The organism is Streptomyces sp. WMMB303 (assembly GCF_029351045.1).
Taxonomy (GTDB): domain Bacteria; phylum Actinomycetota; class Actinomycetes; order Streptomycetales; family Streptomycetaceae; genus Streptomyces.
This window is the reverse complement of sequence record NZ_JARKIN010000001.1, coordinates 6,559,795-6,581,256: the sequence shown is the minus strand read 5'-3', so window position 1 is coordinate 6,581,256 and position 21,462 is coordinate 6,559,795. Positions and strand designations below refer to the sequence as shown.

At 73.4% G+C, this 21,462-nt stretch carries 4 protein-coding genes; all 4 read left to right on the top strand.

Annotated elements, in window-relative coordinates; genetic code table 11:
• The first annotated feature begins 15 nt into the window (after window positions 1-15).
• Window positions 16-9,357, top strand: coding sequence for a non-ribosomal peptide synthetase (locus P2424_RS28465; RefSeq protein ID WP_276478531.1), 9,342 nt, complete (start codon window positions 16-18; stop codon window positions 9,355-9,357).
• Between the two features lie 157 nt (window positions 9,358-9,514).
• Window positions 9,515-11,005 carry a tryptophan 7-halogenase gene (locus P2424_RS28460; RefSeq protein WP_276478530.1) on the top strand — a complete coding sequence of 497 codons (1,491 nt, stop codon included), beginning with the start codon at window positions 9,515-9,517 and terminating at the stop codon, window positions 11,003-11,005.
• A 175-nt stretch (window positions 11,006-11,180) separates the two neighbouring features.
• On the top strand, window positions 11,181-12,302 hold the full coding sequence (locus P2424_RS28455; protein ID WP_276478529.1) for a DUF6421 family protein: 1,122 nt from the start codon (window positions 11,181-11,183) through the stop codon (window positions 12,300-12,302).
• Between the two features lie 724 nt (window positions 12,303-13,026).
• Entirely contained in the window at window positions 13,027-21,462 is an 8,436-nt protein-coding gene (locus tag P2424_RS28450) for a type I polyketide synthase (RefSeq protein WP_276478528.1), read from the top strand.

Here is a 21,462-nt window from a genome sequence, read left to right as displayed (position 1 = left end):
GCAGAGAGGCCGACGATGAGCATGCCGCAAGAGGAGAGCGGGCAGGAGCTGATCCGCAAGATCCAGTCCATGCCCTTCAAGCGGCAGCGCGCCGTGATCGCGCTGCTGCGCCAACAGGGTGTCGACCTGTCCGCGCTGGACATCATCCCCCGCCTCCCGCGGCACGGGGACGAACCGCTGCCGCTGTCCTTCGCGCAGCAGCGGCTGTGGTTCCTCGCCCAGCTCGAGGACAGCAGCTCGCACTACAACGTCCCGATGGCGATGCGGCTGCACGGCCGGCTCGACCGCGCCGCGCTGCGCCGCGCGCTGACCGAGCTGGTGCGCCGCCACGAGGCGCTGCGCACCCGTTTCGAGGACCGGGGCGGCGTGCCGCACCAGTGCATCGACGACGGATCCGGATTCACCCTGCGGGAGCAGGAACTCGTCGGCGACGAGGAGGTGGCCCGCACCTGCCAGCAGGAGATGCTCGCGCCCTTCGACCTGGCACGCGACTCGCTGATCCGGGCACTGCTGCTGCGGCAGAGCGAGACCGAGCACGTCCTGATGGTGACCATGCATCACATCGTCTCGGACGGCTGGTCGGTCGGGGTCTTCTTCCGCGAGGTGACCGAGCTGTACGAGGCGGTCCGGCAGGGGCGGGAGGCGGCGCTGGAGCCGCTGCCCGTGCAGTACGCCGACTTCGCGCACTGGCAGCGGGAGTGGCTCGCGGGGGAGGTGCAGACGCGCCAGATCGAGTACTGGAAGAAGCAACTGGACGGCGTCGACCCGGGGCTGACGCTGCCGGCGGACCGCCCGCGTCCGGCCGTGCGCGACCACCAGGGCACCCGGGAGTTCTTCCGTACCTCACCCGAGCTGCTCCGGAAGCTGCGCGGGATCAGCGAGCAGCACGACGCGACCCTCTACATGACCCTGCTGGCGGCGTACTCGGTGGTGCTGCACCGCTATACGCAGCAGACCGACATCGCGGTCGGCACCGTGGTGGCCAACCGCAACCGGGCCGAGGTGGAGGGCCTGATCGGCCAGTTCGCCAACACCCTCGTGATGCGCAACGACCTCTCCGACGACCCCGCCTTCGCCGAACTGCTGGCCCGGGTGCGGCAGACGGCGCTGGAGGGATACGACCACCAGGACGTGCCGTTCGAGGCCGTGGTGGACGCGCTGCAGGCGGAGCGCAGCCTCAGCCACTCGCCGGTGTTCCAGACGGTGCTGGTGCTCCAAGAGGAGCAGGCCGAGCCGAAGCTCACCCTGGGCGGGCTGGAGGTGACGTCCGTCGATGTGGACTTCAGCATCAGCAAGTTCGACCTGACCCTGGATCTGCGCGAGACCCCGGAGGGGCTGACCGGCGCCGTCGAGTACAGCACCGCGCTGTTCGACCGGGAGACCGTGCGGCGTTTCGTGCGGCACTTCACCACGCTGCTGGAGTCCCTCGCCGAGGCGCCGCAGACCCGTATCTCGCGGCTGGAACTGCTGGACGGCACCGAGACCGGCCGGGGGACGGATGCGGAGGCGGCGCCGGGCGGCGCGGTGCCGTGGGCGGACCAGTGCCTGCACGAGCGGTTCGAGGACGTCGTGCGGCAGGCGCCGGACGCGGTGGCGGTGCGGTGCGCGGACCGGACGCTGAGCTACGGCGAGCTGAACGCGCGCGCGAACCGGATCGCCCGGTTCCTGCGTACCAGGGGCGTGGGGCGCGAGACGCTCGTGGCGCTGTGTCTGCCGCGGAGCGAGTGGCTGGTGGTGTGCGCGCTGGCGGTGCTGAAGGCGGGCGGCGCCTATGTGCCGCTGGACCCGTCGGCGCCCGCGGAACGGCTCGGCCACGTGCTGGCGGACAGCGCACCGCGAGTGGTGCTGGTGGACGGCGGCGTCCCGGCGGGACTGGATGTCGGCCGGGCCGCCGTGGTCGACGTACGCGACCGCTGGGAGTGGCTGCCGGACGACGACCTGCAGCCGGTGGCCGGGGCCTTCCCGGCGAACCTGGCGTACGTCATCTACACCTCCGGGTCGACCGGGCGGCCCAAGGGCGTGCTGGTCGAGCACCGGAACGTCACCCGGCTGTTCACGGCGACCGCGGAGCGGTTCGGCTTCGGGCCCGAGGACGTGTGGACGCTCTTCCACTCCTTCGCCTTCGACTTCACGGTGTGGGAGATGTGGGGCGCCCTGCTGCACGGCGGCAGCCTCGTGGTCGTCCCGCACGAGGTGGCCCGCAGCCCGCGGGAGTTCTACGCGCTGCTGTGCGAGGAGAACGTCACCGTCCTGAACCAGACGCCCAGCGCGTTCGGCCAGTTGATCGCGGCGCAGGGCGAGAACGGAGCCCCGCACCGCCTGCGCACGGTGGTCTTCGGCGGCGAGGCCCTGGACACCGCGGCGCTGCGGCCCTGGTTCGCGCGGCCGGTCAACGCCGCGACCGAGCTGGTGAACATGTACGGGATCACCGAGACGACGGTGCACGTCACCCACCGGGTGGTGACCGAGGCCGACACCGGGCGCGGGGTCAGCCCGATCGGCGGCCCGCTGCCGGATCTGGCCGTGTACGTCCTGGACGCGCACGGGAACCCGGTGCCGACCGGCGCGGTCGGCGAGATGTACGTGGGCGGCGCCGGCGTGGCGCGCGGCTATCTGAACCGGCCCGAGCTGACCGCGGACCGCTTCCTGGACGACCCGTTCCGGCCCGGTCCGGGCGCCCGCATGTACCGCACCGGCGACCTGGGGCGGCTGCTGGCGGACGGGTCGCTGGAGTACTACGGCCGCAACGACGACCAGGTCAAGATCCGCGGCCACCGCATCGAACCGGGCGAGGTCTCCGCCCGGCTGGACGAACACCCCGGGGTGCGCTCCTGCGCGGTCGTGGCCCGCGAGGACCAGCCGGGCAACCGGCAGCTCGTGGCCTACCTGGTGCCCGCGGACGACCGGCCGGAAGCGGAGCTGCGCACCGAACTGGACCAGCTCGCCCGGCGGACCCTGCCCGACTACATGCAGCCCGGCGCCTATGTGTGCGTGCCGGGCCTGCCGCTGACCACCAACGGCAAGCTGGACCGCGCCGCGCTTCCCGCCCCCGGCATCGACGCCTACGCGCAGCGGGAGGACACCCACGTCGCCCCGGCCACCTCCACCGAGCGGACGCTGGCGGCCGTGTGGGCGGAGCTGCTGGGCTTCGAGCCGGAGCGGATCAGCGCCAACGACAACTTCTTCACTTTGGGCGGGCACTCGCTGCTGATCACCGTGCTGGTGGCCCGGCTGGACGAGGCCGGACTCCGGCTCACCGTGCGCGACACGTTCAGCGCACCCACCCTGGCGGCCCTGGCGGAACGTATCGACGCGCACACCGGGGGAGCGGCACCCGACGCCTCCGGCGAGGTCTGGACCGTCCCGCCGAACGCCGTCCCCGACGGGTGCGAGCGGCTCACGCCCGAGCTGCTGCCGCTGGTCCGGCTGGGCCAGGAGCACCTCGACTCCCTCGCCGACCGGGTGCCCGGCGGCGCGGCCAACATCGCGGACATCTATCCGCTGGTGCCCTCGCAGGAGGGCATCCTCTTCCACCACCTGATGGACCCGGAGAACGACCCGTACGTGATGTCCGCGGCGTTCACCGCGCGGGACGAGGCCGCGTGCACCGCGTTCACCGACGCCCTCCAGACCGTGGTCGACCGGCATGACGTGATGCGTACCGCGGTGTTCACCGAGGGGCTGCCGGAGCCGGTGCAGGTCGTGCTGCGCTCCGCCGAACTGCCCGTCGACCGCATCAGCCTGGCGGGGGACGCGGGCGACGCCGCCGACGATTCCGAGGCCGCCCCGGCGGCGCGCGAGGACGCGGAGCGGCAGATCGCGGCGTTGCTGCACCTCCCGCCGCCGTTGCCGCCGCACCAGGCGCCGATGATGCGGGTCCGCGTCGCGCCGGAACCCGGTTCGCAGCGCCGGTTCCTGCTGGTGACCTTCCACCACCTCATCGAGGACGCCACCTCGCTGCGGCTGATCTTCGACGAGCTGGCGGCCCTCATGGCGGGCCGCGCCGACCTGCTCGCCCCGGCGCCGCCGTACCGCGACTTCGTCGCCCACACACTGCACCAGTTGCGGACGGGCGATGCCGAGGACTACTTCCGCGCCACCCTCGGTGATGTCACCGAGCCGACCGTGCCGTTCGGGCTGAGCGATGTGCACGGGGACGGCAGGCGCACTCGCAAGCCGCGCCGCTCGCTGTCCGCGGACCTCACCGCGCGGCTGCGGGCCGAGGCGGGGCGGCTGGGGCTGAGCCCGGCGTGGCTCTTCCACGCGGCCTGCGCCCGGGTCGTGGCCGCCAGCAGCGGACGCGACGACGTGGTGTTCGGCACCGTGATGTCCGGGCGGTTGCAGGGCGTGCCCGGCGTGGAGCGGATGCTGGGCAACTTCATCAACACGCTGCCGCTGCGGGTGCGGCTGGCCGGACGCAGCGTCCGCGAGCTGGTGGACGAGGTGGCGTCGGGGCTGCGCGAGCTGATCGTGCGGGAGCAGTCCTCGTTGAGCCTGGCCCAGCGGTGCAGCGGGCTGGACAGCGACACCCCGCTCTTCAGTGCCGCGATCAACTTCCGGCACTTCGAGCCCGCCCGTGACGAGTCGCCGGCACCGTCCCTGGAGGAGCAGGGGATCGGCTGGCTGAATGTGATGGACCGCACCAACTACCCCATGGGCATGTCGCTCGACGACGTCGGCGACGAGCTGTCCCTGACCGTCCAGGTCGAGGACGCGGTCGAGCCCGAGACGCTCCTCACGTACGTGGAGACCGCACTCGACGGCATCGTCGCGGCACTCGCCGACGACGACGGCAACGGCACCCGGGCGCTGGACCTCCCGGTGCTGCCCCCGGCCGAGCGGCAGCGGCTGCTGGCCGCCGCCCGCGGCGCGACGCCGGAGTATCCGCGGGACGCCTGCCTCGCCGAGCTGTTCGAGGAGCAGGCGGCCGGACGCCCCGACGCGGTCGCCGTCCGCCACGGAGATCTGGAGCTGACCTACGGACAGCTCAACGCCCGCGCGAACCGGGTCGCGCACCACCTGCGCGAGCGCGGAGTCGGGCCCGACGTCCTGGTCGGACTGTGCGCCGACCGCTCCCTCGAGCTGGTGACCGGCCTGTTGGGCATCCTCAAGGCGGGCGGAGCCTACGTCCCCATCGACCCGGACTATCCGCGGCAGCGCATCCGCGCGCTGCTCGAGAGCTCCGGGGTGGAGACGGTGCTGGGGCTCTCCCGGCTGCCCGACGCGCTGTTCGAGGAGGTCGGCGAGGTGGTGCACCTCGACACCGGGGAGCGGGCCGCCGACCGTACGCAGGTGTTGGCGGACCTCCCCGAGCACGACCCCTCGCGCGCCGGGCTCGGCCTCACGCCGGACCACCTGGCCTACGCGGTCTTCACCTCCGGCTCCACAGGTCGTCCCAAGGGCGTGCTCGTGGAGCAGCGCGGCGTGGTCCGGCTCGTGCGCAACCCGGCCTACTTCGCCGCCGACAGCGACACGGTGGTGCTGCACCACTCCTCGATCTCGTTCGACGCCGGCTCCCAGGAGGTGCTGACGCCGCTGCTCTGCGGCGGCCGGCTGGTGCTGCACGACGGGGATTCCAAGGACCCCGGGCAGGTGCTGGACTGCGTCGAACGCACCGGTGTCAGCACGATGCTGCTGTCGGCCGCGTTCCTGCCGGCCTTCGTGCAGGCCGCGGCCGGCCGCACGCTTCCGCTGCGCCACCTGGCGGTGGTGGGGGACACCTTCTCGGCGCGGGACGTGCGCCGGCTGTACGCGGCGCATCCCGGACTGACCGTGATCGACGGATACGGCCCGACCGAGAACAGCATCGCCTCCACCTACTACGAGATCCCCCGCGACATCGCCGAGGACGCTCGGATCCCCATCGGCCGGCCCGTCCCGCACACCACCGCCTACGTCACCGACGAGCAGCTCCGGCTGGTCCCGGACGGCGTGATCGGCGAACTGTGTCTGGGCGGCGCCGGAGTGGCCCGCGGCTATCTCGACGCGCCGGAGGCGACCGCCGAGCGGTTCGTGCGCGACCCGTTCGGCGACGCGCCGGACGGCCGGCTCTACCGCACCGGCGACCTGGTGCGCAGGCGGTCCGACGGCAGCCTGGAGTTCCGCGGCCGGGTGGACGACCAGGTCAAGATCCGCGGTTTCCGGGTCGAACCCGGAGAGATAGAGACGGTGTTGCAGGCGCACCCCGCGGTGCACAGCGCCGTGGTGGTGCCGCAGACGACCGGCGAGGCCCACAGCCTCAGCGCCTATGTGCGGCCCGCCGAGGAGTGGCTGGAGGCGGCCGCGCAGGAGCAGACCGACGAGAACCTCGGCCAGTGGGAGCGGCTCTTCGAGGACCAGTACGCACGCAGTGGGGAGGAGAGCGTCCCCGACGATCTGAACCTCGCCGGCTGGGAGAGCAGTTACACGGGCGAGCCCGTTCCCGAGTCCGAGATGCGGGAGTGGATCGACGGCACGGTCGCCGCGATCCGGCGGCTGCGGCCCGAACGGCTGCTGGAGATCGGCTGCGGCACCGGGCTGCTGCTCTTCCGCTACGCGGAGAGCTGCCGGGAGGTGCACGGGATCGACATCTCCGCCTCCGCGCTGGAGGACGTGCGGCGCGGTGCGGAGCGGCGCGGCTGGTCGCATGTCACTCTGCGGCAGGGCGACGCGCTGTCGGTGGGCGGGCCGGAAGCCGGTGACGAGGCCGGCGGGTTCGACGTCGTCGTGCTCAACTCCGTCGCCCAGTACTTCCCCAGCCGCCAGTACCTGGACGAGGTCGTCGCGCGGATCCTGCCCCTGCTCGCGGAGGGCGGCCGGATCCTGCTGGGTGACATCCGCAACCTCGACCTGTTCTCCGCGCACGTCTCGGCCATCGAACGCAGCCGCTCGGGCGCGGTCGGAACGGCGGGCGCACTGAACGCGCAGATCCAGCGCCGCCGCCGCCAGGAGACCGAACTGCTGGTCAGCCCGACGTACTTCACCCGGCTGCCGGAGCGGTTCCCGGCGGTGGGCGCCGTCGACATCGCGGTCAAGCGGGGAGTGGGCGACAACGAGATGCTCGCCTACCGCTACGACGTGGTGCTGACCAAGGGGGCCGCACCGCCGGAGCCCGACCACCCCTGGCTGGAGGCCGCCACCCCGGCCGAACTGCACGCCCTGCTGGACGCGGGGGCTCCGGAGCGGTTCGGCGTCACCGGGCTGACCAACGAGCGGGTGGCGGAGGACGTGCGCGTCTGCACCGCGCTGGCCCGGTGGGCGTCGTCCCGCCAGGTGGAGCCGTTGCCCGGCGGGGAGCGGCTCTCTCCGCGGGCCCGGCAGGCGGTCCGTGACCTGGAGGCGGTGCTGGCGCACGCCGAGGACCTCGGGTACGAGGTGGCGGCCACCTGGTCGCAGGACCGGCCGGAGGGTCTGGACCTGGTCCTGGCCCGGGGCGAGGCGCCCCGGGCGCGGGCCCGTTCCCCCTACCGGGCCACCCGGATGGCGAACGCGCCGCAGGTGGACCGGCTGGGCTCGGCGCTGGTGCGGGAGCTGCGGGACCATCTCGCCGAGCGGCTGCCCGATCACCTGGTGCCCGGCGCCTTCGTCGTCCTGGAGGAGCTGCCGGTCACCTCGCAGGGCAAGGTCGACAAGCGCGCACTGCCCGCGCCGGACGAGGAGGACGTCGCCAAGGAGGTGTACGTCGCGCCCCGTACCGAGGCCCAGCGCACTCTGTGCCGGATCGTGGGTGCTGTTCTGGACCTGGACCGGGTCGGTCTCCAGGACAACTTCTTCAACCTTGGCGGCCACTCGCTGCTGGCCACCCGCCTCAATCTGCGGGTCAAGAAGGAGACGGCCGTCGACCTGCCGCTCCAGCTCATCCTGACCGCCGCCAGCATGGCGGAGATGGCCGCGGCCCTGGAGGAGGAACCGGCCGGGCCGGCCTCCGCGGAGCCGGTACCGGCACGGCCGGCCGCGCCGGTGGCCGAGGGCGAGGAGGTCCCGCTGTCCACCGCGCAGCAGGACCTGTGGTTCCTGCGCACCCCGGGGCACCTGGGGATCGCGCACGACAACGTCCAGCTCGCGCTGCGGCTGCGGGGCACGCTGGACCGGGCGGCGTGCACCGGGGCCGTGCGCGCCCTGGTCGAGCGCCACGCGATCCTGCGGACCAGCTATCTGCGCCGGGACGGGGCCGTGGCGCAGCGGGTGAACGGCGCCGACGGCTTCACGGTGGCCGAGGTGGACATCCCGGCGGAGTCCGGCGGCGCCGCGCTGGACGCGTGGCTGCGCGCCGAGCGGGCCCGTCCCTTCGCACCGGAGGACGCGCACCCCTTCCGGGCGCATCTGCTGGGCCTCGCCGAGGACGAGCACGTCCTGGTGCTGACCCGGCCCTGGGGCATCTTCGACGGCTGGTCGACCGGCATCCTGATGCGGGAGCTGAGCGCCGCCTACCGGGAGCTGAGCCGGGGCCGGGCACCCCGGTTCGCGCCCTTGCCGTTGCAGTACGCCGACTTCGCCCGGCAGCAGAGCGGCACGGTGGACGCGGCGGAGCTGGACCGGCAGCGCGGCCACTGGCGCGAGCAGCTCGCCGGGCTGCCCGCGTGCCTGTCGCTGCGCACCGACTACCCTCGCCCGCCGGTGAAGACCTACCAGGGCGGCACGGTGCCGTTCTCGGTTCCGGGCGACCTGGTGGAGCGGCTGCGGAAGCTCGGCGCCGACCACGGGGCCTCGCTGCACATGACCCTGCTCGCGGCCTACGCGGTGCTGCTCGGCAGCCGTACCGAAGACCGCGAGCTGGCGATCGGCACACCGGCCGGCAACCGGCCGGCGGCCGAGCTGGAGGCGGTCGTCGGCTACTTCGTGAACGCGCTCGTGATGCGGCTGGACATTGCCCCGCGGCAGTCCTTCGCGGAGCTGCTGGCGGGTACCCGGGAGGTGGTCGCGGCGGCGCAGGACAACAAGGACCTGCCGTTCGCCGATCTCGTCCGCACCCTGGTGCCCCGGCCCGACCCGTCCTGTTCGCCGCTGTTCCAGGCGATGTTCAACCTGGTGCCCGCGCTCGCACCGGTCGGTGTGGACGGCGCGGACGGCGCGGACGGCGGGGAGTCCGTCGCCGCACGGCCGGCCGAGGAGGGGGACGGCGTCCCCGGCCTGGGGGCCGAACTCGTGACGGTCGGATCGGGGACGGCCCGGTTCGACCTGAGCCTGTCGTTGCGGGAGACCGCATCCGGGCTGGAGGGACATCTGGAGTACAGCACCGACCTGTTCGCCGGGGGCACCGCCGAGCGGCTGGCGGCGGACTACGCGGGCGTGCTGGAGCGGATCGTCCACAGCCCGGAGGCCGACCTGGCCGGGTTGGCTCCGGCGCTCGGCGGTGGGGACGGGGAGGCGGCGTGCTGAGGCCCCCGCCCGCGCCGGCCGCGCCGCGCCCCCGGCGGTGGGCAGGGGGAGGGGCGACCGGGACACCGGAGGAACGGGCGGGGCGCTCGGAGAAGAGTTCGGCAGATTCTGCACAGCTCGTCGGAAGCGGCGGCGAACGAACGGGAGAGAGAACAGCGTGAGCAGCACCGAGACATACGACGTCGTCGTCGTGGGCGGCGGCCCCGGCGGTTCGACTCTGGCCGCCCTCGTGGCCAAGCAGGGGCACTCGGTGCTGCTGCTGGAGAAGGAGTTCTTCCCCCGGTACCAGATCGGGGAGTCCCTGCTGCCGTCCACCATCCACGGCATATGCCGGTTGACGGGCGCGACGGACGAGCTGCTCAAGGCGGGATTCCCGGTCAAGCGGGGCGGCACGTTCCGCTGGGGCGCCAACCCCGAGCCGTGGACGTTCTCCTTCTCGGTCTCCCCGCGGATGGCGGGCCCGACCTCGACGGCGTTCCAGGTGGAGCGCTCCAGGTTCGACAAGATCCTGCTCGACAACGCGCGCCGGTGCGGTGCCGAGGTCCGCGAGGGCTGCGCCGTCACCGAGGTGCTGGAGGAGGGCGAGCGGGTCACCGGGGTGCGCTGGACGGACGACGGGGGAGCGCAGCGGGAGGTCTCCGCCCGGTTCGTGGTGGACTCCTCCGGCAGCAAGAGCCGGCTGAACCAGCGGATCGGCGGGCACCGGGAGTACTCGGAGTTCTTTCGCAACCTGGCGCTGTTCGGTTACTTCGAGAACGGCAAGCGGCTGCCGGAGCCGAACCGCAACAACATCCTGTGCGTGGCGTTCGACAGCGGCTGGTTCTGGTACATCCCGCTGAGCGACACGCTCACCAGCGTCGGGGCCGTCGTGCGGCGGGACCTGGCGGAGAAGGTGCAGGGCGACCCGGAGAAGGCCCTCCAGGCGCTGATCGACGAGTGCCCGATGATCTCGGATTACCTCGTCCCGGCCCGCCGGGTCACCGACGGGCAGTACGGCGAGGTGCGGGTCCGCAAGGACTACTCGTACCACCACACCTCCTTCTGGCGGCCGGGCATGGTGCTGGTCGGGGACGCCGCCTGCTTCGTCGACCCGGTCTTCTCCTCCGGTGTGCACCTGGCCACCTACAGCGCGCTGCTGGCCGCCCGGTCGATCAACAGCACGCTGGCCGGAACGGTCGACGAGGAGGCGGCCATGAACGAGTTCGAGGCCCGCTACCGCCGCGAGTACGGCGTCTTCTACGAGTTCCTGATGTCGTTCTACGACATGCACCAGGCAGAGGGCTCCTACTTCTGGGAGGCCAAGAAGGTCACCCGGAACAGCCGCTCCGAGATGGAGTCCTTCGTGGACCTGGTGGGCGGTGTCTCCTCCGGTGAGTCGGCGCTCACCAGCGGCGACGAGATCGAGCAGCGCCTGCACACGCAGAACCGGGAGTTCGCCTCCGCCGTCGAGACCATCGCCGACGGCGACACCGACAACTGGGCACCGCTGCTGGGGTCGTCCGTCGTGCGCGAGGCGATGACCGAGAGCTCCAAGGTGCAGATGCACGCGGCGCTGGGTGAGGACGCCGAGGAGGAGACGCCGCTGTTCGACGGCGGACTGATCCCCTCGGCCGACGGTATGACCTGGGTCCGCGCCGCGGCGGACTGACGCCCGGCACTCCGCTGCCGGCCCGCTCCGCCCGCCGGGGTCGGCAGCGGCTTCGACCACATCACGCTCGGGCGCGGCACCGCGGGGCACGGCGGCAAGGGGGCGCACACCCTGCCGCCGGCCCGGCGGGTGCGGCCCCCGGTGAAGCACGTACGAGCCCGAAAGAAGGTGCACCATGTCGAACAGCACGGCACCCGAGTTCATCGCCGAGGTCGACCGACTGCGCGAGGAGATCAAAGGGTCCCGCGACTCCTTCCGCGACCAGGAGTTCCTGGACCGGCTCGCGCAGCGCATATCCGAAGCGCCGCATCTGGGGCGGCAACCGGCCGCCCGGGCGTTGGTCGAGGATCTGCGGAACTTCTCGTCCAAGCCGCGCCTGGAATCGGTGAAGGCGCATATCAGTGAAGAACGCGACCACCACATCTTCTCGCTCTTCGACGCCTCCTACTTTCCCTCCCTCTCGTTGGAGTATCTGACGTACGAGACGCTGCCGACGAATCCGCACCTGGCGACCCGGTACGCCAGCAACACCATGCCGGTGAACATCACCGCACGTTCCAAGGGATTCGCGTCGCGTGTTGTCGTCGCACTGTTCCCGGAGAATCACATCGACGGCATCCAGCAGGGCGACGACCTGATCTTCTATTTCATCGACAAATTCGTGGAACGGCACAACCGCATCACCCGCAAGATGATCGACGCGGTCATGGCGCCGGGCAGCTTTCCCTTCCTTCAGGGCGTCGACGACACCACGGTCGAACAGGCTTCCTCGTGGTGGGTGCGGCTGCACGAATACCACCACCGGCACGGAGACATGCCGATTCCCGATTTCCTGCCGTTCAAGAAGAAGAAGCCGCTGGCCGGGCTGGAGGAGCTGCGCGTCGATGTCTCGGCGATGCTGGTGTGTCTGAACGACCCCGACCTCCCCACGCGGGAGGCCCGGCTGGCCTACGAGTACATTCTCTCGGAGCGGCTGCTGCGCTACGCGGTGGAAGGTATTCCGCGCCCCAACTACGACGCCGTCGCCTCGCAGTTGCTGTTCAACTACCTGTCCGAGAAGGGCGGGATCGAGCTGCGCGGCGGATCGATCCGGCTGCACTCCGAACTGCCCGCCGTGCTGGCGCAGTTCCTCGGTGAGATCGAGCGGATTGAAGGGGAGATCCACAGTACGCCCGTCGAGGCCGTCCAGAAGAGCCTGCTGGAATTCACGAATCAGTACACGGACTACGACCCGGACGCGAAGGACTACCGGCACATTCCGTTCTTCGCCGAGGTCAAGGAGCGCCTGGGTGTCTGAGGGCGGAGCCCGGGCGGCTGCCGCGATCCGAACGTCCCGCGGCGGATCAGCGGCAGCCCGCGGGGCCGGCGCCGGGATTGCCGCGCCGGGGCCGGAGCGGTGGGGGAGGGGGCGCCCCCGATCGGCTGCCCGGGGGGATCGCAACCCTTGGTTCATTGCCTTCCGCAGGTGGCGTCCGATAGCATTACTGGTGCTCACCGGGGGAGTTGACGGGTGCGACCGAGGTCCCTCCCGGAGGGCCTGTGGCCGTGCAGTCCGCGGCCCGTTCGACGGGGGTCAGATGAACGTCAGTGGTCTTTACGGGTGCAGCGGCGACGCTCCCCCATTCTGAATTCCGGAGGCACCGGGCCGCCTCCTTCTCTTGCGCCTGAGGGTTAGGGTTCTGCGGGACTCCTCGAGGTGGGAATCAGCCGCCTTTTCGAGAAGCGGAAGGTGCTGCTTTCCGTGAGCCCGCAGTGAATCGTTTGCATGTGAATCCGCATGCGCCCCGCCGGAACCGGTAGTTCAGCTGGACGGGTGCCGGGCCGGGCCGCGCCGTCGGTTTCGATGCTGTTCCGAGATGGATATCGATGGTCGACTCGCCAACATTCACCGCGCTCACCGTGAATTCCCGTATCCGACTCCCGTTCGCGTTCCCGGAATCCGGCGGAGCGGTCCCGCCGCGGGGGCCGGTCGGGTCCGGAGCCGGCCGGGCGCGGACGGGCAGGTCCGTATGAGGAGCCACGTGCGACAGGAGCATCCGGGTCGTGAGCACCGGGACAGCCACACCGGGTCCGGCCCGCAGCACAGTCGCGCGGTCGCTGTCGTCGGCATGTCCTGCCGCGTCCCCGGCGCCGACGACCTCGACTCCTTCTGGGAGCTGCTGCACGACGGCGTCGAGGCGATCGGCGACCTGCCGGAAGGGCGCTGGGACCTCGGCAACCTCCCGGACGGCGGTGAACCGGCCGGGCTGCGGCGGGGCGGATTCCTGGACGGGATCGCCGACTTCGACCCGGGATTCTTCGATATCTCGCCCCGCGAGGCGGCGGCGATGGACCCGCGGCAGCGGCTGGCCCTGGAGCTGAGCTGGGTCGCGCTGGAACACGCCCAGGTGGTGCCGGAGACCCTGCGCGGCGGCTCCGCTGCGGTGTTCCTGGGCGCCACCGGCGACGACTACGCCGCGCTCGTCCACGGCAGCGGCGAGGGCGCCGTCTCCCACCACTCGCTGGCGGGACTCAGCCGCGGGGCGATCGCCAACCGGATCTCCTACCAACTGGGTCTGCGCGGGCCGAGCCTCACGGTGGACGCGGCCCAATCCTCTTCGCTGGTCGCCGTGCACCTTGCGTGCGAGAGCCTGCTGTCGGGCGCCACCGGGCTGGCACTGGCCGGCGGCGTGCACCTCAACCTCACGCCCGCGAGCACGCTCGCCTTCGCCCGTGCCGGGGCTCTCTCGCCGGACGGCCGCTGCTATGTCTTCGACGCCCGTGCGAACGGCACCGTACGTGGTGAGGGCGGCGGCATCGTCGTGCTGAAGCGGCTGGCGGACGCGGTCGCCGACGGCGACCGGGTGCACTGTGTGCTGCTCGGCAGCGCGGTGAACAACGACGGCGGCGGCGCGGGCTTCACCGTCCCGGACGGCGACGCACAGCGCGCACTGCTGCACGACGCCTGCGACCGGGCCGAGGTGGATCCGGGCGCGGTGCGGTATGTCGAACTGCACGGTACCGGCACCAAGGCGGGCGACCCTGTCGAGGCGGCGGCCCTCGGGGCGGTGTTCGGCCGGGACCGGCCGGACGCGCTGGACGGTCCGCCTCTGGCGGTCGGGTCGGTGAAGACCAACATCGGGCATCTGGACGGTGCCGCCGGCGTGGTGGGCCTGATCAAGGTCGCGCTGTCCCTCGGCCACCGCACCCTCCCGGCGAGCCTGAACCACTCCGAGCCCCCGCCCGCCATTCCGCTGGAGCGGTTGGGGATCCGGGTCAACGCCGCCACCGGCCCATGGCCGGACGGACCCCGGCTCGCCGGGGTCAGCTCCTTCGGACTGGGCGGCACCAACTGCCATGTGGTGGTGGCCGAAGCCCCCTGCCGCGCCCCGGACGAGGAGCCCGCCGGGGACGGGGAAGCATCCCACGGCCCGGACGCGCAGAACACCGCTCCCGGCGACGGCTCCGGTGTCGCCGGTTCCGACGGCGGCGGCCCCTTCCCGGTGCCGGTGCTCGTGTCCGGCAGAACCGAGGGGGCACTGCGGGCCCAGGCCGAGCGGCTGCGGGCGCGGGTCGTCGCCGACACCGGCCTGCGCCCCGCGGACGTGGGGTACGCGACCGTCACCACACGCGCGGTGCTGGAACACCGCGCGGTCGTCGTCGCGGCGGACCGCGGGGAACTGCTCGCCGGACTGGCCGCGTTGGCGGCGGACGAACCCGCGCCGAACGTGGTGGACGGAGTGGCCGGTACCGCCCCGGGCGTGGTGTGGATGTTCCCGGGGCAGGGACCGCAGTGGGCCGGTATGGCCCGCGAGCTGTGGGCCTCCTCGACGGTGTTCGCCGCCCGGATGGAGGAGTGCGCCCGGCTGCTGGCCGACGAGGTCGACTGGTCGTTGCGCGAGGTGCTGGACGACGAGGCGGCGCTGCGGCGCATGGACGTCATGCAGCCCGCGCTGTTCGCGGTGCAGGTGTCGCTGGCCGAGGTGTGGCGCGCCGTGGGGCTGTCGCCGTCCGCCGTGGTGGGCCATTCCCAGGGGGAGATCACCGCGGCGTGTGCCGCCGGGATGGTGCCGCTCGAGGACGCTCTGCGGCTGATGGTCGAGCGGAGCCGGATCATCGCCTCCGAGCTGTCCGGGCACGGTGCGATGGCCCAACTCGCGCTGCCGCCCGAGGAGGTCGAGCTGACCGAGGTCGCGATCGGCGCGGTGAACGGCCCGAACGCGACCGTGGTGTCCGGCACCGTCGAGGCCGTGCGCCGGACGGTGGCCGACTGCGCGGCGCGGGGCGTGCGCGCCCGGATGGTCCCGATCGACTACGCCTCGCACTCGCCGCAGGTGGAAGCGGTCCGCGAGCAGGTGCTGCGCGCGGCCGGACATCTCACGGCCCGGGACACCGGGATCGCCTTCCACTCCACGGTCACCGGTGGCCGGCTGTCCGCGGACGCGCTGGACGCCGAGTACTGGTACCGGAACCTGCGGGAGCGGGTGCGGCTGGAGGAGGCCGTCCGCTCGCTGTCCGCGTCCGGCCACGGGGTGTTCGTGGAGGCCAGCCCGCACCCGGTGCTGACCGTGCCGGTCCAGGACACGGTCGGCGATGTGCCGGGCACGGTGGTGCAGGGCACCCTGCGACGCGGCGAGGGCGGTCTGCGACGGCTGCTGCTGTCCATGGCGGAACTGCACGTCAACGGGGTCGCACTGGACTGGCGGCCGGTGTTCGAGGGCACCGGTGCCCGGGCCGTGCCGCTGCCCGCCCACGCCTTCCAGCGGCAACCCCACTGGATCACCGCCGGACCCGCTGCCCTCACCCCCGTGACGGCCCCGGCGCCGGAGCTCGGACCGGAACCCGAGCCCGCCGCCGGCACCGACGACGGGGCCGGTACCGACGACGGCACCGGCCCGTCCGCTCCGGGGGAACGGGAGCTGCGGGCCCTGGTCCGTTCCCAGGCGGCGGCCGTCCTCGGGCACGCCGGACCCGACGCCGTCCAACCGGACCGCCCGTTCCAGGAACTGGGCTCCGACTCGGTCACCGCGGTGGAGCTCAGCAAGCGGCTGAGCCGGGCCACCGGACTGCGGCTGCCCACGACGCTGCTCTACGACCACCCCACCCCGGCCGCTCTCGTGCGGCACCTGCACCGGGAGCTGGCGGGGGACGCCGCGGACCGTGCGGAGGGCGGCGGGCAGCCCGGCTCCGCGGACGACGCCGTGGCGATCGTCGGCATGAGCTGCCGGCTGCCGGGGGGCGTCTCCTCGCCCGAGGAGCTGTGGCAGCTCCTGGCCGAGGGTGTCGACGCGGTCTCCCCGTTCCCGGAGGACCGCGGCTGGAGCCCGGACCCGGCGGAGACGGGGCAGGTGAGAAGCGGTGGCTTCCTGTCCGGTGCCGCGGACTTCGACGCCGACGTCTTCCGGATCAGCCCGCGTGAGGCGCGGGCCATGGATCCGCAGCAGCGGCAACTGCTGGAGGTGTCCTGGGAGGCGCTGGAGCGGGCGGGGATCGACCCCGCCGCGCTGCGCGGCAGCCGGACGGCCGTCTTCACGGGCATCTCGGACCAGGGATATGTGCCCCGGCTGCACGAGACCTCCGACAGCTTCGGCGGATACGCGCTGACCGGAGGGGCGGCGAGTGTGGCGTCGGGGCGGGTGGCGTACGCGCTGGGGTTGGAGGGGCCTGCGGTGTCGGTGGACACGGCGTGTTCGTCGTCGTTGGTGGCGTTGCATCTGGCGGCGCGGTCGTTGCGTTCGGGTGAGTGCGGGCTGGCGCTGGCCGGTGGTGTGGCGGTGATGTCCACCCCGGGGATGTTCGTGGAGTTCTCCCGGCAGGGCGGCCTGGCGCCGGACGGCCGGTGCAAGGCGTTCTCGGCGGCTGCGGACGGTACGGGCTGGTCGGAGGGTGTGGGGGTGCTGGTGCTGGAGCGGCTCGCGGACGCGCGGGCCAACGGGCACCGGGTGCTGGCGGTGGTGCGGGGTTCGGCGGTCAACCAGGACGGCGCCTCCAACGGACTGACCGCCCCCAACGGACCCTCCCAGCAGGCCGTCATCCGAGCCGCCCTGGCGAGCGGCGGTCTGCGCCCGGCGGAGGTGGACGCGGTCGAGGCGCACGGCACGGGAACGGTCCTCGGCGACCCCATCGAGGCGCAGGCGCTGCTGGCGGCCTACGGGCAGGAGCGCACCGAACCCCTGTGGCTCGGCTCGGTGAAGTCCAACATCGGCCACACCCAGGCCGCCGCCGGGGTGACCGGTGTGATCAAGATGGTGCTGGCGATGCGGCACGGGGTGCTGCCGCGCACGCTGCACATCCAGGAACCGTCCCCGCACGTCGACTGGTCGGCCGGTTCGGTGGAGCTGCTGACCGGGCAGCGCCCCTGGCCCACGGCCGCCGACCGGCCCCGCCGGGCCGGGATCTCCTCGTTCGGCATCAGCGGCACCAACGCCCACGTCGTCGTCGAGCAACCGCCCCGGGACACCGCGCCCGTAGCCACCGGGGAGGTGCCGCCCGACCCGTACTCGCCCGTCCCGGTGGTGGTCTCCGGCGCCTCCGAGGCGGCGCTGCGGGACCAGGCGGACCGGCTGCGCCGCCGGGTGGCCGCCGACCCGGACCTGCGCACGGCGGAGGTCGGCCGGGCCGCGGTATCCCGCACCGCGTGGCAGCACCGCGCCGTCGTCGTGGCGACCGGCCGGGAGGCGCTGCTGTCCGGGCTGGAGGCGGTGGCGCAGGGCGCGGAGGCTCCCGGCACCGTGCGCGGAGCGGCGCACGGCACCGACCGTCCGGTGGTGTTCGTCTTCCCCGGCCAGGGCTCCCAGTGGGCGGGCATGGCCGTGCGGCTGCTGGACGAGGCACCGGTCTTCGCCGAGCGCTTCCGCGCCTGCGCCGCGGCGCTGGCCGAGTTCACCGACTGGGCACCGGAGGACGTGCTGCGGCAGGCGCCGGAGGCGCCGACGCTGGAGCGGGTGGACGTCGTCCAGCCGGTCTCCTGGGCGGTGATGGTCTCGCTGGCCGCGCTGTGGCGCTCCTACGGGGTGGAACCGGCCGCGGTGGTGGGCCATTCGCAGGGGGAGATCGCCGCCGCGTGTGTGGCCGGCGCCCTCTCGTTGCGGGACGCGGCCCGGGTGGTCGCGCTGCGCTCCCAGGCGGTCGCCGGGGGACTGGCCGGGTTCGGCGGCATGATGGCGCTGGGGCTGTCCGCCGAGCAGGCGGCGGCCCGCCTCGAGGCGTGGGACGGCCGGCTCGAAGTGGCCGCGCTCAACGGTCCGGCCGCCACGGTGGTCGCCGGCGATCCGGAGGCGCTGGAGGAACTGCGCGCCGCCTGCGAGGCGGACGGGGTCCGGGCCCGCCGGATCCCGGTGGACTACGCCTCCCACACCTCCCATGTGGAGCGGATCGAGGACGAACTGGCGCGGGTCCTCGCCGAGCTGCGGCCCCTCCCGGCCCAGGTGCCGCTCTTCTCGACCGTGGAGCGCGACTGGCTGGGCGAGGACCGGACGGACGCCGCCTACTGGTACCGCAACCTGCGGCAGCCGGTGCACTTCCGGTCCGCCGTCGAGGCGCTGGCCGAGCAGGGCTACGGCACCTTCGTCGAAGTCAGCCCCCATCCGGTGCTCACCACCAGCGTCCAGGAGACCCTGGAGGGCCGGGTGGGCGCGGCGGCGGAGGAGAGGGTCTCGGGCTCGCTGCGGCGTGACGAGGGCGGTCTGGAGCGGTTCCTGACCTCGGTGGGGCAGCTGTGGGCCCGCGGCACCGCGGTGGACTGGAGCCCGCTGTTCGACGGGGGCGGCGCACCGCCCGTCGAGCTGCCGACCTACGCCTTCCAGCACCGTCGCCACTGGCTGGACGCAGCGGCCGACCGGCCGCTGCTGGACACCGCCGTGGACCTCGCGGACGGCTCCGGCACCGTCCGCACGGAGCGGCTGTCGCTGCGCACCCGGCCGTGGCTCGGCGACCACCGCGTGCTCGGCCGGATCGTGGTACCGGGGACCGCGCTGTTGGAGATGGCTCTGCGGGTCGGTGACACCGTCGACGAACTGACGCTGCACGCGCCGCTGGTGGTGCCCGAGAGCGGCGAGGCCGAGGTGCAGCTCACGGCGGCCGCACCCGACGAGGCCGGACAGCGTGCCGTGCACATCCGCAGCCGGACCGCGGCGGACGGCGAGGGGTGGCAACTGCACGCCACCGGAACGGTGCGCACGACCGGCCCCGGCGGCACCGACGGTGCCGCCCTCGACCTCACCCGATGGCCGCCCGAGAGCGCCGTGCCGCTGGACCGTACGGGCTGGTACGACGAACTCGCCGCGCGCGGCCTGGAGTACGGACCGCTGTTCCGGAATCTGCGGCAGGCGTGGCGGGACGGCGCCGACCTCCTCGTCGACCTCGAACTGAGCGACGAGGCGGGCCCCTTCGGCGTCCATCCGGCGCTGCTGGACACCGCACTGCATCCGCTGGTGCTGGAGGCAGGCGCCGGGGCCGCCCCCATGGTGCCGTTCTCCTGGACCGGGGTGCGGCTCGTCCGGCCGGGCGCCGCCCGGCTGCGCGTCCGCATCAGCCCGCACGCCGCGGACCGCGCGGCGCTGACCGCGGCCGACGGCAGCGGGGCCGAGGTGCTCTCGGTCGGCTCCCTCACGCTGCGGCCGCTGGACGCCCGGCGGGCCGACCCCAAGCTCTACCAGGTGGACTGGCGTGAGGCCGCCGTCCCCGACGGGCCTGCACCCGCACGGGACGCCCGCACCGTGCTGGCGGTCCCCGCCGCCGCCGGGGACGTGCCCGGCGCGGTCCACCGGGTCGCCGAGTCCGTGCTGGACGACGTCCGCACCTGGCTGGAGAAGGCCGAGGGCGACGACCGGCTGGTGGTCGTCACCCGGCGCGCGGCGGCCGTGGAACCGGACACCGGGCTCGACCTCGCCGCAGCCGCCGTGTGGGGACTGCTGCGGTCGGCGCAGACCGAGCACCCCGGCAGGATCGTGCTGGTGGACTCCTGCACGGACGGCGAGCCGGCCGCCGAGGAGCTGGACCGCGTGCTGGCGCTGGACGAACCCCAGGTCGCGCTGCACAACGGTCGGCTCCTGGTGCCCCGGCTCGGCCGCGGGTCGGTACCCGCGCCCGATCCGGAGCGGGCGCCCTTCGCGTCCGGCGGCACCGTGCTGATCACCGGCGGTACCGGCGGACTCGGTGCCGCCACGGCCCGGCACCTGGTGGCCCGGCACGGGGTGCGCAGTCTGCTGCTGGTCAGCCGCAGCGGTCCGGCCGCCGAGGGAGCCGAGGACCTCGTCGCGGAGCTGACCGCGGCGGGCGCGGACGTCTCGGTGGCCGCCTGCGACGTGGCCGACCGGGCCGCGCTGGACGAGGTCGTCGCCTCGGTGCCGGCGTCGGCGCCGCTGCGGGCCGTGGTGCACGCGGCGGGCACGCTCCAGGACGCCGCGCTGCTGTCGCTGACGCCGCAGCGGCTCCGTGGCGTGCTGGCGGCGAAGGTGGACGCGGCCTGGCAGTTGCACGAGGCGACGGCCGGCGCGGACCTGTCGGCGTTCGTGCTGTTCTCCTCCGTCTCGGCCACGGTCGGCCTGCCCGGGCAGGCGAACTACGCGGCCGGGAACGCGTTCCTCGACGCGCTGGCCCACCACCGGCGTGCTCGGGGCCTGCCCGCGGTGTCGCTCGGCTGGGGCCTGTGGGAGCAGGCCACCGGTCTGACCGCCGGACTGTCCGGCGCCGACCGGGAGCGGATGGCGCGGCTGGGGCTGCGCCCGCTGCCCGCCGACGGTGGCCTGGCGCTGCTCGACCTCGGAGTCGACGCGGACCGGGCGCACCTGGTGCCCGCCTGGTTCGATCCGACCGCGCTGCGCGGCGGCGATCCGCCCGCGATGCTGCGCGCGCTGGCCGGAGCCGCGTCCTCGTCCGGTGCCGGCCGGCCGGAGGAGGCGCAGTCGTTGCGCGACCGGCTTCTCGCGCTGCCCGAGCACGACCGGGAGGTGACGGTGCGCCGGATGGTGCAGGCGGAGGTCGCGTCGGTGCTGGGCCGCTCCGGGCCGGGGGAGGCGTCCGCCGAACGGGGCTTCACGGACCTGGGGTTCGACTCGCTGACCGCGCTGGAGCTGCGCAACCGGCTCGGCAGGCTCACCGGGCTCACGCTGACCGCGACGGTCACCTTCGACCATCCGAGCCCGTCCGCGCTGACGCGGCACCTGCTGGAGCGGCTCACCCCCCGGGAGCCCGGGCCCGCAACCCGGCCCGCGGCAGGGCCGGCGGCTGCCGTGCAGCCCGCGGCCGGGCCGCCGGCGGAGCAGCCGCTGCTGACCGCACTCGACCGGCTGGAGGAGAGCGTGACCGCCGTCGCCGACGACGCGCTCCGATCGGCCGTCACCACCCGCCTGTGGGAGCTGCTGGCCGCGGTCGGCTCCGCGCAGGAGACGGCGGTGCCCGTCCACGACCACGAGGTCGCCGCCGCGAGCGCGGACGAGCTCTTTGCCCTGATCGACGATGAGCTGGGAAGGCCCTGA